Source organism: Consotaella salsifontis (assembly GCF_900167365.1).
Taxonomy (GTDB): Bacteria; Pseudomonadota; Alphaproteobacteria; order Rhizobiales; family Rhizobiaceae; genus Consotaella; species Consotaella salsifontis.
In genome coordinates this window covers 1-12,826 of sequence record NZ_FUXL01000016.1, presented here as the reverse complement: position 1 = coordinate 12,826, position 12,826 = coordinate 1, and the positions used below count along the sequence as shown (strand labels likewise).

Genomic DNA, 12,826 nt, shown 5'->3' with positions numbered 1-12,826 from the left:
GACTTTGAATATATCCGCAGGCTATTTGCCTGCCGCGGCCTTGGCGTCGTCCTGAGCCTTTTCGAACTTCTCGCGCCGCTCCTCGGCCTGCTTCTTCAGCGCTTCATCGAGCTGCTTCTGCTTCTGCGCCAGCGCCGACTGGTCCTGGGGCGGACCGTCGAACGCCTGGGTGAAGCCCGACAGCGTCACCTTGACCGGGTTCGGCGTCCGTTGGAAGTTAATGGACGTCACAGTCATCTGGTTGCCCTTTTTCATGGCAGCCACCAGATCGTCCGTCAGCGGCGCCTCGGCGATACACCGGTCCGGGAAGCACACAGAGTATTCGAGCTTCTTCGGCGGGTTCGTGTCGACCTGAAGCTGGACGCCGGCGGGAATGACGCGTCCGATCGGGACCACGGTCTGAAGGATCGACTGCTTGACCTTGCCCTCGATCTGAATGAGGTTCACGGCCGTCAGCACCTGCCGGGTCGGGGCGATCAACGTGATCTGGGTGTTGCAGATCTTGTTATCGCCCTGGGTGGTGCAGGCCTTGAACCACTCCGTGGGAACCGCCGTCTGCGCCGCGGCGACCGCCGGCAAGGCGGCGACTGTCGCAAAGCCCATCAAACCGGCGACGAACGCCTTGTTGGCGGCATTGATCAAATGATGCTTCACGAGGATTGCATCCTTCTCGGACTATTGCAAAGAAAAGCGATGGCGTCTCATAACGGGCTTGTTGCTCTTTCGCAAATGCGGCCGTTTAGAGGCTTCGGCCGGCGTCTCTACCTGCAAACGGCTGAAGTGTTAAGCACTTCATGCTTGCGGTAAGCAATTTAGGTGAGTGAATGATCCGACAGCTTTCGAAGACGGCCCGCGCCCTGCTCGCGTTGGCGGCCCTGGCCGCGCTCGGAGCGGCTGGAACCCCGAACGAGGCTGGCGCGACGCCGTCCCACGGCATCGCAATGCAGGGAGAACCGGAGCTCCCTGCCGACTTCGATCATTTTCCCTATGCCAACCCGGATGCGCCCCAGGGCGGCCGCATGATCTATGGCGTCTTCGGCACCTTCGACAATCTGAATCCGATCACCGTCAAAAGCTCACTGACGACCGCTCGGGGCATCTGGGCCGATCCAGAATTCGGCAGTCTTGTCTTCGAATCACTGCTCCAGCGCTCGGCCGACGAGCCTTTCACGCTCTACGGTCTTCTGGCCGAGAGCGTCGAGACCGATCCCGACCGCTCCTTCGTCGAGTTCACGCTCAATCCGAAGGCGAAGTTCTCCGATGGAACGCCGGTCACGGTCGAGGACGTGCTCTACACGAGCGAGATGCTCAAGGACCACGGGCGCCCCTTCTACGGCATCCGCCTCAAGAAGGTCGCCAAGATCGAAAAGGTGGGGGAACGAGGTGTCCGCTTCACCTTCAATGATCAGGCCGATCGCGAGCTGCCGCTGCTGCTCGCGATGATGCCCATTTTACCCAAACATGCCTTTCCGCCGGAAGCCTTCGATGAGACCACGCTGCGCCCGGTGATCGGATCGGGACCGTATGTCATCGCAAACGTTCAGCCGGGCCAGAGCATCCTTTACCGCAAGGACCCCAACTACTGGGGCAAGGACCTGCCGGTGAAGCGCGGCATCGACAATTATGACGAGATCCGCATCGACTATTTCCGCGACATCAACACCCAGTTCGAGGCGTTCAAGAAGGGGCTGTTCTACGTCTACCTCGAGGGCAATCCGCGCCATTGGCAGACGGCTTACGATTTTCCCGCCGTCGCCGATGGGGACGTGATCAAGGAAGCTTTCAAGACGCAAATTCCCGCGCCGATTCGTGCCTTTGTCTTCAACACCCGGCGACCTGTCTTTTCGGACGTCCGGGTGCGCCGCGCGCTTTCCCTGCTGTTCGATTTCGAATGGGCAAACAAGAACCTCTACTATGGCGCCTATCAGCGAATTTCCGGCTTCTTCGACAATTCCGAACTCTCCAGCATCGGCAGGCCGGCGAGCGAAGCGGAGAAGGGCCTCCTTGGCGACGCGCTCAAGGAAGTCGATCGTGACGTTCTTGCCGGCACTTACCATGCGCCGGTGAGCGATGGTTCGGGCACGGACCGAGCGCTGTTGCGGCAGGCTATGGAGGAACTGAAGAAGGCGGGATATTCCTTCGAGGGCGGCAAGCTCGTGTCGCCCGAGGGGCAGCCGCTCGCCTTCGAGATCATGGCGCAGAGCGCCGACGAGGAGCGCCTCGCCCTCGCCTACGCCCGCACCCTCGCACGACTGGGCATCACGGCGACTGTGCGCCAGGTGGACGACTCCCAGTATCAGGCGCGAAAGCAGGCGTTCGATTATGACATGCTGCTCTTCACCTACACCTCGTCGCTCTCCCCCGGCGCCGAGCAGGTAAACCGTTGGGGCTCGCAATCCAGGGACGCGACTGGCTCCTTCAACTATGCCGGCGTTGCCGATCCTGCGGTGGATGCCTTGATCGAGCGGATCGTCAAGGCGCGCGATCGCGAGGAATTCGTCGACGCGGTGCGTGCCTATGACCGCCTGCTGATCTCGGGATACTATGTCGTGCCGCTGTTCTACCTGCCGGACAAATGGCTGGCGCGCTGGAGCTTCCTGAAGCATCCCGATGAGACGCCCGTCACCGGCTATTATCTCCCGGCTTTCTGGCTCGACCCGAAGAAGGGCGGTCAGGCCGCCGGGCAGCGGTAACGATTCGCAAACCTTGCCGGCGGCGTCCGTTGTGGATTGGACGTCTGAGAAACCTTGCGCCATCGAGTTGACGCCGTGCGCATGGAAAAAGCCGCTCCACGCTGCCGAAGCCTGCCCATAGGCGGCAGGCGGCAGCTTGTGAAACGGGGAATGGCTTCATGACAATTCGCTTCAAGGCGATGTTCGCATCATGCGCGATCATCCCGATGCTGCTCGGCAGCATGGACGGCGCGCTCGCCGAGGAATCGCAGTCGGATAAGGTCATCGCAACCGCCGTCGCGGAGGTCGAGCGCACGCTGGACGCGCGCGTCGGCGTCGCGGTGTTGGACACCGGCACGGGGCATCATTGGTCTCACCGGGGAGCCGAGCGCTTTCCGATGGCCAGCACCTCGAAGGCCTTTGCCTGCGCAACGCTGTTGAAGGAGGTCGACGCGGGGCGCAAATCGCTCGATGAGACCGTCGCCGTCGAGAAGGATGACATCCTCAGCTATGCGCCCGTCACGAAGGACAAGGTTGGCGAGAAGATGAGCCTCGGTGCTCTCTGCGAAGCCGCCACCGGTCAAAGCGACAACACGGCGATCAATCTCGCGCTCGAGGCAATCGGCGGGCCCGCGAAAGTGACCGCCTTCATACGTGAGATCGGCGACACCGAGACGCGGCTCGACCGCACCGAGCCGGAGTTGAACGAAGGCACTCCAGGCGATCCGCGAGATACGACGACGCCCGAAGCCGCGGTTGCCAGCCTGAAGGCGCTGGTGCTTGGCGACGCGCTTTCGGAGAAGTCACGCGCACAGCTCGAGACCTGGCTGGAAAACGACAAGGTGGCAGGACCGTTGCTACGCGCCAGCATCCCCACGGGCTGGCGCATCGCCGATCGCAGTGGAGCCGGTGGCCACGGCACGCGCGGCATCGTGGCGACGATCTGGCCGCCGAAGCGCTCCCCGGTCGTCGTCGCCGTTTATCTCACGGAAACGGACGCCGACATGGACAAGCGCAACGCGGCCATCGCGGCGATCGGCAGCGCCCTGGTCAAGAGCCTCGGCGACTGATCTCCCGCGCCCTACTCCAGGCGGTGGCGCTCACGCCGCCGCCTTCTCCGCCTCCGCCGCGAACTTGGCGAGCTGCGTGGCGATCACCGCAGCACCGTTGAGCCGCTTCTCCGCCGTCGGCCAATCGCGCTGAAGCACGATCGACTGATCGGGCCGGATCTTGGCCAGAACGCCCTGCTCGCCGATGTAGCGCACCAGGGCGGCCGGATTGGCGAACTGGCGCTCGCGGAACTGGATGACGACGCCCTTCGGCCCCGCGTCGAGCTTCTCGATGTTGGCCTTGCGGCACAGCGCCTTGATGAAGACGACCTTCAGGAGATGGTCCACCTCCGTCGGCAGCGGACCGAACCGGTCGATAAGCTCGGCACCAAAACCGTCGATTTCGCGCGGTTCCTTCAGCTCGGCCAAGCGGCGGTAAAGCCCCATGCGCAGCGGCAGATCGGGCACATAGTCCTCGGGAATCATAACCGCCGTGCCGACATTGATTTGCGGCGACCACTGGCCGTCCATCTCCGCCGGCTCGCCCTTCATCTCGGCGACCGCCTCCTCCAGCATCTGCTGGTAGAGCTCGAAGCCGACCTCTTTGATGTGGCCGCTCTGTTCCTCGCCGAGCAGGTTTCCCGCTCCGCGCTGGTCGAGATCGTGGCTGGCGAGCTGGAAGCCCGCGCCGAGCGTTTCCAGCGACTGGAGCACCTTGAGGCGTCGATCGGCGCCCGCCGTCGGCGTCTTGTTCGCCGGGATCGTGAGCAGCGCATAGGCCCGCTGCTTCGATCGGCCGACGCGCCCGCGCAGCTGATAGAGCTGGGCGAGGCCGAACATGTCGGCGCGGTGGACGATCATCGTGTTGGCGGACGGAATGTCGAGCCCCGATTCGACGATCGTCGTCGACAGAAGCACGTCGTACTGGCCCTCGTAAAAGGCGTTCATGACGTCGTCGAGCTCGCCCGGCGGCATCTGACCGTGCGCCACCGCGACCTTCAGCTCCGGCACGTGCTCGTCCAGAAAATCCTTGATGCCGGAAAGATCGCTGATGCGCGGGACGACGTAGAAGCTTTGGCCGCCACGATAGCGCTCGCGCAGAAGCGTTTCTCGCACCACCAGCGGATCGAAGGGCGCGACGAAGGTTCGCACCGCCATTCGGTCGACGGGCGGCGTGGTGATCAGCGACAGCTCCCTGACACCCGTCAGGGCGAGCTGAAGCGTGCGCGGGATCGGCGTCGCGGAAAGCGTCAGCACATGAACGTCCGACTTCAGTTCCTTGAGCCGCTCCTTGTGCTTGACGCCGAAATGCTGCTCCTCGTCGATGATGAGGAGCCCGAGGTTTTTGAACTCGACGCCCTTGCCCAAAAGCGCGTGCGTGCCGACGGCGATATCGACGAGGCCTTCCTTGATTCCCTTCCTGGTCGCCGTCAGCTCCTTGGGCGTGACGAGCCGCGACGCCTGGGCGATGTTGAGCGGAAGATCGCGAAACCGGTTGGCGAAGGTCTTGTAGTGCTGACGAGCGAGCAGCGTCGTCGGCACCACCACGGCCACCTGAAGGCCGTTCATCGCGGCGACGAAGGCGGCCCGGAGCGCCACTTCCGTCTTGCCGAAGCCGACATCGCCGCAGATGAGGCGATCCATTGGCCGCCCCTCGCCGAGGTCGTCGACGATCGCGTCGATGGCCGAAAGCTGATCCTCCGTCTCCTCGTAGGGGAAGCGCGCGGCGAATTCTCCCCACAACCCTTCGGGCGGCGTCAGCTTCGGCGCGCCGCGTGTCAGGCGCTGGGCAGCAAGACGAATGAGCCCCGCGGCCATGTCTAGAAGCTTCTTCTTGAGCTTGGCTTTCCTGGCCTGCCACGCACCGCCGCCGAGCTTGTCGAGCACGGTCTCCGAGCCCTCGCCGCCGTAGCGTGACAGAAGCTCGATGTTCTCGACTGGCAGGAAAAGACGATCGTCGCCGGCGTAATGAAGTTCCAGACAATCGCGCGGCGCGCCCGCCGCCTCGATCGTCTTCAAGCCGACGAAGCGCCCGATGCCGTGATCGACATGGACGACGATGTCGCCTTCGTTGAGGCCCGTGACCTCAGAGATGAAGTCGGCGCCGCGCTTCTTGCGCCGCCCCCGCCGCACGAGGCGGTCGCCGAGAATGTCCTGCTCTCCGACGACGACCAGATCGTCGGCCTCAAACCCGGACTCAATACCGAGGATCGCGGCCGCGATCAGGCTCTTTTCGAGCTTGCGCGCCTCGTCCAGGCTCTCGACGGTCTGAAGCCCGCCGAGGCCATGCTCCACCATCACCTGACAGAGTCGGTCGCGCGAGCCCTCCGACCACGCCGCCAAGACGACGCGCTTGCCTGCGGCCCGCAGGCGCGAGAGATGATCGACGGCGACTTCGAAGACGTTGACGTCTCCGGCGGAGCGCTCTCCGGCGAAATTCCGTCCGCGCGCGACGTCAAGGTTATAGACCCCGCTACTCCCGGCGTCGGTGATCGCATAGGCCGAGAGCCGAATCGGATCGGTGATAGCAAGGCCGCCGCGCAGCTCGTCTTCCGAAAGATAGAGCGCGTCCGGCTCCACCGGGTGATACGGCACCGCCTCGGCGCTCGCCTCGCCGACACTGCGCCTGCGCGCCTCGTAATGATCCTCGATCGCCTTGCGCCGCTCCCCGACAGCCTCGACGACGAGGTGATCCAGCACCAGCGGGAAACCGACGGTGTAGTCGAACAGGGTTTCCAGCCGCTCGTAGAACAGCGGCAGCCAGTGTTCCATTCCGGCGAAGCGCCGGCCCTCGCTGATGGAGGTATAGAGCGCGTCGGCCCGATCGGGCGCGCCGAACCGCTTCACATAGTTGGAGCGGAAGCGGCTGATGGTCTCGTCCTTGAGCGTGACCTCACTGACCGGCGTGAGCTCAAAGCTCTTGCGTTGGCCCGTGGTGCGCTGGCTTGCCGGATCGAACGCACGGATCGACTCCACCGTGTCGCCGAAGAAGTCGAGGCGCACCGGCTCCTCGGAACCCGGCGCGAACAGGTCCAGGATGCCGCCGCGAACGGCATATTCGCCACGCTCGCGAACCGTCGCCACGCGCTCGAACCCACCGCGCTGGAGCACTGCGACAATCGAATCCATTGGAATACGGTTGCCAGCGCGCGCGGCGATCGACTCCTCCTGGAGTTCCGCCAGCGGCGGCATCTTCTGGATGAGAGCGTTGGCGGTGGTCAGCACGATGGCGCGGTGCGGATCGCGCTTCAGCGCGCCGAGCGCCGCCATGGCCGAGAGCCGGCGCGCGGCCGCCTCGGAAGACGGCCCGACGCGGTCGTAGGGCAGACAGTCCCAGGCCGGCATCGCCAGAACCGGCAGCTCCGGCGCCACGAAACGCAGCGAATCCTCCAGCTCGCCCAGCCTGCTGCCGTCGCGCATGACGAAGACGACGGGCTTTTCCCCGACCAGTCTGGCGATCTCGGCGAGAAGGAAGGCGTCATATCCATCGGCGACATTGCCGATGCGAACACCTTCACCCCGCTGCAGCGTTTGGGAGAGCTTGGCGGGTAACGTCATCGTTCGACCGCGCGCCCCGTGGCGTAGAAGGCCTTGATGCGTTTGAAGACGGGAGTTTCGACCTCTTTCGGCGCCGGCGCGTCCTGGGCGAGCCAGGAGAACAGCGTAACGTCGGGGTGCTCCATCAGTTCTTCGTACTGGGTGAGTTCATCGTCGCTCAGCACCTCGAGCTCAGCGTCGGCAAAGCGGCCGAGCACAAGATCCATCTCGCGGGTGCCGCGATGCCAGGAGCGGAACAACGCCTTGCGCCGGCGAATGTCGAGGTTGCCCGAAGAGCGCTCTGTGCCAGTCATGATCGTCTCTTTTTTAGAAATGACGCCTCTATATAGGGCACGATCGCGCCTGTCAGCCTTGTCTATGGCCGCAGGAGGGGTAAACCTCGCGCCCATGCGTCCGACGATCCTCGACCAGCTGTTCGCTCCCGTCACCGCGCTTGAGGGCGTCGGTCCGCGCCTTGCCGCGCTCTTGAAGACGCTGCTGCCGCCATCGGGCGATATCGCGGAGCCGCGCGTGCGCGACCTCCTGTTCCACCTGCCGTCGGGCGTTATCGACCGCCGCCAGCGCGCCGAGATCGCCACCGCGCCGGAAGGGGCCATCGTCACCTTGACGGTGCGGATCGACCGTCATGCGCCGCCGGCGCGCGGCGCCAAGGGCGCGCCCTACCGCGTCTTCGCCGACGATGAGACCGGAGAACTCGCTCTCGTCTATTTCCGCGGGGAGCGGCAGTGGCTCGAAAAGTTGCTGCCGGAGGGCGAGACGATGCTCGTTTCCGGCCGGATCGAATGGTTCAACGGCCGACCGCAGATGGTTCATCCGGATTTCGTCTGCCGGCTGGCCGAGGCGGAAACCATGCCTCTGGTCGAGCCCGTCTATCCCATGACCGCCGGCCTCTCGCCAAAAGTCCTTCGCAAGGCGATCCTCTCTGCCCTGTCCCGCCTCCCCGAGCTTGACGAGTGGATCGACCAAAGCGTCGTCGCCCGCCACAAGCTGCCGCCGTTCGGAGAGGCACTGGCGCGCCTTCACCATCCCACAGATCCGCAAGCGGCCCAGCCCGAAAGCGCTACGTGGCGCCGCCTCGCCTATGACGAATTCCTGGCGGGCCAGCTCGCGCTCGCCCTCTCGCGTCAGCGCATGACCAAGGCGCGCGGGCGCAGCCTCGTCGGCGACGGCAGGCTGCCGCGCAAGATTCGCGCCGCGCTGCCTTTCTCACTCACCGAGGCCCAGAAGACAGCGATCGCCGAGATCGCCGAGGACATGGCCGCACCCGACCGGATGCTGCGGCTTCTTCAAGGCGATGTGGGGTCGGGCAAGACGATGGTGGCGCTTTTCGCCATGGCCGCGGCGGCCGAGAGCGGCGCCCAGTCTGCGCTTCTCGCACCGACCGAGATTCTCGCCCGGCAGCACGCCGCGACGCTGGAGCCGCTCTGCGCGGCGGTCGGTCTGCGCCTCGCCCTGCTGACCGGACGGGACAGCGGCAGGGCGCGCGCGGAAAAGCTGGCCGCGCTGGAAGCGGGCGAGATCGACATCGTCGTCGGCACGCATGCGCTCTTCCAAGACGACGTTTCCTATCGCGACCTCGCGCTGGTGGTGGTGGACGAGCAGCATCGCTTCGGCGTTCACCAGCGTCTGGCACTGTCGAGAAAAGGACGGGCGCCCGACCTCCTGGTGATGACGGCGACGCCGATCCCGCGCACGCTCGTGTTGGCTGCCTTCGGCGACATGGAAGTTTCGAGGCTCCACGGCAAGCCGCCGGGAAGGAAGCCGGTGACGACAGTCGCCGTGCCGGATAGCCGCATCGGCGAGATCGTCGGGCGCATCGGCGCGGCCCTCTCCAATGGCGAAAAAGCCTATTGGATCTGCCCCTTGGTGGAAGAGTCTGAAAAGTCGGATCTGACCGCGGCAGAAAACCGCTTCGCCGACCTTGAGGGCGCTTTCGGTCCACAGGTCGGCCTCGTTCACGGGCGCATGAGCGGCGAGGAGAAGGACGCCGCCATGTCCGCCTTCAAGGCGGGCGAAACGCGCCTCATCGTCGCGACGACGGTCATCGAGGTCGGCGTGGACGTGCCCGACGCCTCGATCATCGTCATCGAGCACGCCGAGCGCTTCGGGCTTGCGCAGCTGCACCAGTTGCGCGGACGCGTGGGGCGCGGCGAAAAGGCATCGTCGTGCGTCCTCCTCTATCGGACGCCGCTTGGCGAGGTGGCGAAAGCCCGGATCGCCGTCATGCGAGAGACGGAGGATGGCTTTCGTATTGCCGAAGAGGATTTGAAGCTTCGCGGCGAAGGCGACCTTCTCGGCACCAAGCAATCAGGCATACCCGGCTTTCGCGTCGCGCGCATCGATCACCATGCTGATCTGCTGGAGATCGCCCGCGACGATGCGCGAATGGTGCTCGCCCGCGACCCGGACCTCAAGACACCGCGAGGCGAAGCACTGCGCACCCTGCTCTATTTGTTCGGCCGCGATGAGGCTGTGCGCCTCCTGCGCTCGGGCTGAGGCGGAAAGAGCGGCCGCGTCAGCGGGAACGAGGATCAGCCTTGGCAATGAAATAGCCGCAGGCGAGAACCATTGCGTCCTCGACCAAGCCGGTCGAAACTTGGCCATAGCGCCGCATCGCACGCACACGCAGCGAAAATCCGACATAAGAAGCGGCAATAGCGGTCGCCGCCGTCAGCACGGCAGCGGTTTTCCGCTCATGCCTTGGCGCGAGAACCGCCCCCGCAAATGCCGCCGTCGCGATCCGGGCGAGAAGCCCCGGTAGGATGACCCGATCCGGCGCAGACGGCAGCTTGTCGCCGGCCATTTCACCCGTGGCGAGCGCCGCCGCTGCGATGCCGGCGGCGGGGTGGGCCAGGGCCCCACGCATCGGCGCATCATCCGGTAATGTTCCAAGCCGCGCCGCCTCTGCGACGACGGCAAGCGGTGTCATGGAGCGCTGACCGGCGACAATGCCCATGAGGATAGAACGAAGCATAGCCATCACCGAGCTGTTCGAGAGGTTGTTTGTGAACAACCCGCCGTGCGGCATTTGTTTCCACGGCTTCCTGAATCTCGCCTTGCCGCCTACCCCTCGGCGGATAGCAGCCTAAAACGTTGAACATGGCAGGCGAAACAGCGTTCGCGCGGCTCTCGCGATGACGCCTCGAAGGAAACCCGGCCCACCGGCGTTGCGCGGCTTTTGGTCCAAATCCAGCGGCGCGGGGTGGACGATCCGCAGACATTATCATAAGCCGCCAATCCAAATGGCAACAAGCGGAGGCGGTCTCCGTTCAACCGAAATAACTTCACGAGACGACGAAGGAAACCGCAGGGCGTATGAGTGACGCGACACCAGAGGAAATCACCATCTCCACTCGAAAGAGGTATATGGAGATCAATCCGCCGGTCTTTTATGTCTCGGCCGGCCTAACCCTCGCCTTCGCTCTGCTTGGCGCTTTATTCTCGAAGCAGACCGGTGAGCTGTTCGGCAGCGTCCAGGCGATGATCGTCCAGGACTTCGGCTGGTTTTATATCGTCGCGGTCGCGGGCTTTCTGGTCTTCGTCCTGTTCCTCATGCTCAGCCGGTACGGCGATGTGAAACTCGGTCCTGACGAGAGCGAACCCGAGTACAGCTACATTTCCTGGTTCGCGATGCTCTTCAGCGCGGGCATGGGCATCGGCATCATCTTCTTTGGTGTCGCCGAGCCGATTCAGCACTACGCGGAGCCGCCGCTCGGGCCGGGTTCGACGATCGCCTCCGCGCGCCAGGCCATGGTTCTCACCTTTTTCCACTGGGGCCTTCATGCCTGGGCCATCTATGTGGTGGTCGGTCTCGCCCTGGCATATTTCGCGTTTCGGAGGGGGCTGCCCCTCACCATTCGTTCCGCGCTTTACCCTCTGATCGGCAAACGCATCTACGGGCCGATCGGCCACGCGATCGATATCTTCGCCGTCCTCGGAACGATGTTCGGCGTCGCGACCTCGCTCGGCCTCGGCGTTCTCCAGGTGAACGCCGGCTTCAATTACCTGTTCGGCCTGGAGCCGAGCATCGTGCTTCAGTTGATCCTCATCACTGTCATCACCGGCATGGCGACGTTGTCCGTGGTCCTCGGCCTCGACAAGGGTGTGAAGCGGCTTTCGGAAATCAACATCATCCTCGCCGTCGCGCTGCTCGCCTTCGTTCTCGTGGCCGGATCGACAGTGTTTCTCCTCCAAGCCTTCGTTCAGAACATCGGCGCCTATCTCAGCGCGGTCGTCCAGCGCACGTTCCGCATGTATGCTTATGAGCCCAATCCCTGGCTCGGCACTTGGACTCTGTTCTACTGGGGCTGGTGGATCGCCTGGTCGCCCTTCGTCGGCATGTTCATCGCCCGCATTTCCCGTGGGCGTACGATCCGCGAGTTCGTGATGGGGGTGCTTCTCGTACCGGTCATTTTCACCTTCCTCTGGATGACGGTCTTCGGCAACACCGCGATCTCGCTCGATCTCTCCGGCGCCGCGCCGATCGCCGAGACGGTCAAGAACAACCTGCCGGTTGCCCTGTTCGAGACGCTTAACTCCCTTCCTCTCGCTACGGTGACGCAAGGCTTGGCGACGCTGCTCGTCATCACCTTCTTCGTGACGTCGGCGGACTCGGGCGCCCTCGTCATCGACATCATCACCTCGGGCGCAGCGGAGAATCCGCCGGTTTGGCAGCGCGTGTTCTGGGCCGTGTGTTCGGGCGCGGTGGCTGCGGTGCTGCTGATCGCGGGCGGCCTTCAGGCGCTCCAGACGGCCGCCATCGCCAGCGCGCTACCCTTCTCCGTCATCTTGGTCTTCATCTGCTACGGCTTGCTGCGCGCGTTGCAGACCGAGGGGCACGACGCGGCGATCGACCTTTCCATGGTGGCGGATGCGACGGCCGAGACGCCGAGCGGCGTCAGCTGGCAACAGCGGCTTTCGAGCATCACACGATTCCATGAGAAGCGGGAGATCGAGACGTTCCTCGCCGATGTCGCCCGTCCGGCCGTCGAAGCTGTCGCCGACCAGATGCGCATGAGCAATCTACAGCCGGAGGTCGGCTTGACCGACGAACGGATCGACCTCGTCATTCCACATGGGACGCAGCATTCCTTCCGCTATTCCATCCGCGTGAGGGGCTTCAGGGCACCCAGCTTTGCCTGGGCCGAAACGCGGCGGTCCCAGGACAAGGAGCGCCAGCACTATCGCGCGATGGCCCATAGCTCGGAGAGCGATCAGCCGCACGACATCACTGGTTATAGTAGCGACCAGCTGATCAACGACCTTCTGAACCGGTATGCGCGCTTCCGCCATGCCCGAAGGATCGCGTGATCGATGCGGGCGGTCTCGCCCCTCTATCTCGAGCACGCCCGCCAGCTCTTCCTGAGCGAGCGGGCGCGCCGGGAGACGATACGCTCCAGCCTGAGCACGCCGGTGGCGGCGATCTCCTTCGCCGTGTTTTCCTTCAGCAGCCTAGAGCGGGATGAAGTTCGGCAGAATCGGAAGAGGATTCCATCGGAGGCGCCAATCTGATTCAACATGCTGGCTGGAGACGGAGGCCAGCATGGA

9 protein-coding genes are annotated in these 12,826 nt (G+C 64.2%); 5 read left to right on the top strand and 4 right to left on the bottom strand.

Annotation, left to right across the window (positions count from 1 at the left end; translation table 11 throughout):
- Nucleotides 1-21: 21 nt before the first annotated feature.
- Nucleotides 22-603 (bottom strand): invasion associated locus B family protein, encoded by a 582-nt coding sequence (locus B5D38_RS17910; protein ID WP_078709895.1) that lies wholly within the window; start codon nt 601-603, stop codon nt 22-24.
- 221 nt (nt 604-824) lie between these two features.
- Between B5D38_RS17910 and B5D38_RS17905 the strand changes: the two genes are divergently transcribed.
- Nucleotides 825-2,693 (top strand): extracellular solute-binding protein, encoded by a 1,869-nt coding sequence (locus B5D38_RS17905; RefSeq protein WP_078709817.1) that lies wholly within the window; start codon nt 825-827, stop codon nt 2,691-2,693.
- Nucleotides 2,694-2,872: 179 nt separating this feature from the next.
- Complete coding sequence (gene bla, locus B5D38_RS17900) at nt 2,873-3,742, top strand: class A beta-lactamase (protein WP_078709894.1); 870 nt, start codon at nt 2,873-2,875, stop codon at nt 3,740-3,742.
- Between the two features lie 30 nt (nt 3,743-3,772).
- On the opposite strand, the gene mfd is transcribed toward bla, so the two are convergent.
- Both mfd and B5D38_RS17890 read right to left on the bottom strand, forming a co-directional pair.
- A complete protein-coding gene (mfd, locus tag B5D38_RS17895) occupies nt 3,773-7,279 on the bottom strand; it encodes a transcription-repair coupling factor (protein WP_078709816.1) in 3,507 nt (1,168 codons plus the stop codon).
- Complete coding sequence (locus B5D38_RS17890) at nt 7,276-7,572, bottom strand: FAD assembly factor SdhE (protein WP_078709815.1); 297 nt, start codon at nt 7,570-7,572, stop codon at nt 7,276-7,278. Before B5D38_RS17890 ends, mfd begins: the two co-directional genes overlap by 4 nt.
- A gap of 94 nt (nt 7,573-7,666) precedes the next feature.
- Between B5D38_RS17890 and recG the strand changes: the two genes are divergently transcribed.
- Nucleotides 7,667-9,775: an ATP-dependent DNA helicase RecG gene (recG, locus tag B5D38_RS17885; RefSeq protein ID WP_078709814.1), complete on the top strand. Its 2,109-nt coding sequence runs from the start codon at nt 7,667-7,669 to the stop codon at nt 9,773-9,775.
- Between the two features lie 19 nt (nt 9,776-9,794).
- On the opposite strand, the gene B5D38_RS17880 is transcribed toward recG, so the two are convergent.
- Nucleotides 9,795-10,253, bottom strand: a complete 459-nt coding sequence (locus B5D38_RS17880; protein WP_207552990.1) for a DUF4126 domain-containing protein — start codon at nt 10,251-10,253, stop codon at nt 9,795-9,797.
- Between the two features lie 392 nt (nt 10,254-10,645).
- Here B5D38_RS17880 and B5D38_RS17875 point away from each other — a divergent pair, with 392 nt between their 5' ends.
- Together B5D38_RS17875 and B5D38_RS17870 are read left to right on the top strand one after the other, a co-directional pair.
- A complete protein-coding gene (locus B5D38_RS17875; RefSeq protein WP_207552991.1) occupies nt 10,646-12,589 on the top strand; it encodes a BCCT family transporter in 1,944 nt (647 codons plus the stop codon).
- Nucleotides 12,590-12,592: 3 nt separating this feature from the next.
- Nucleotides 12,593-12,790 carry a hypothetical protein gene (locus B5D38_RS17870; protein WP_078709812.1) on the top strand — a complete coding sequence of 66 codons (198 nt, stop codon included), beginning with the start codon at nt 12,593-12,595 and terminating at the stop codon, nt 12,788-12,790.
- The last annotated feature ends 36 nt before the right edge of the window (nt 12,791-12,826 follow it).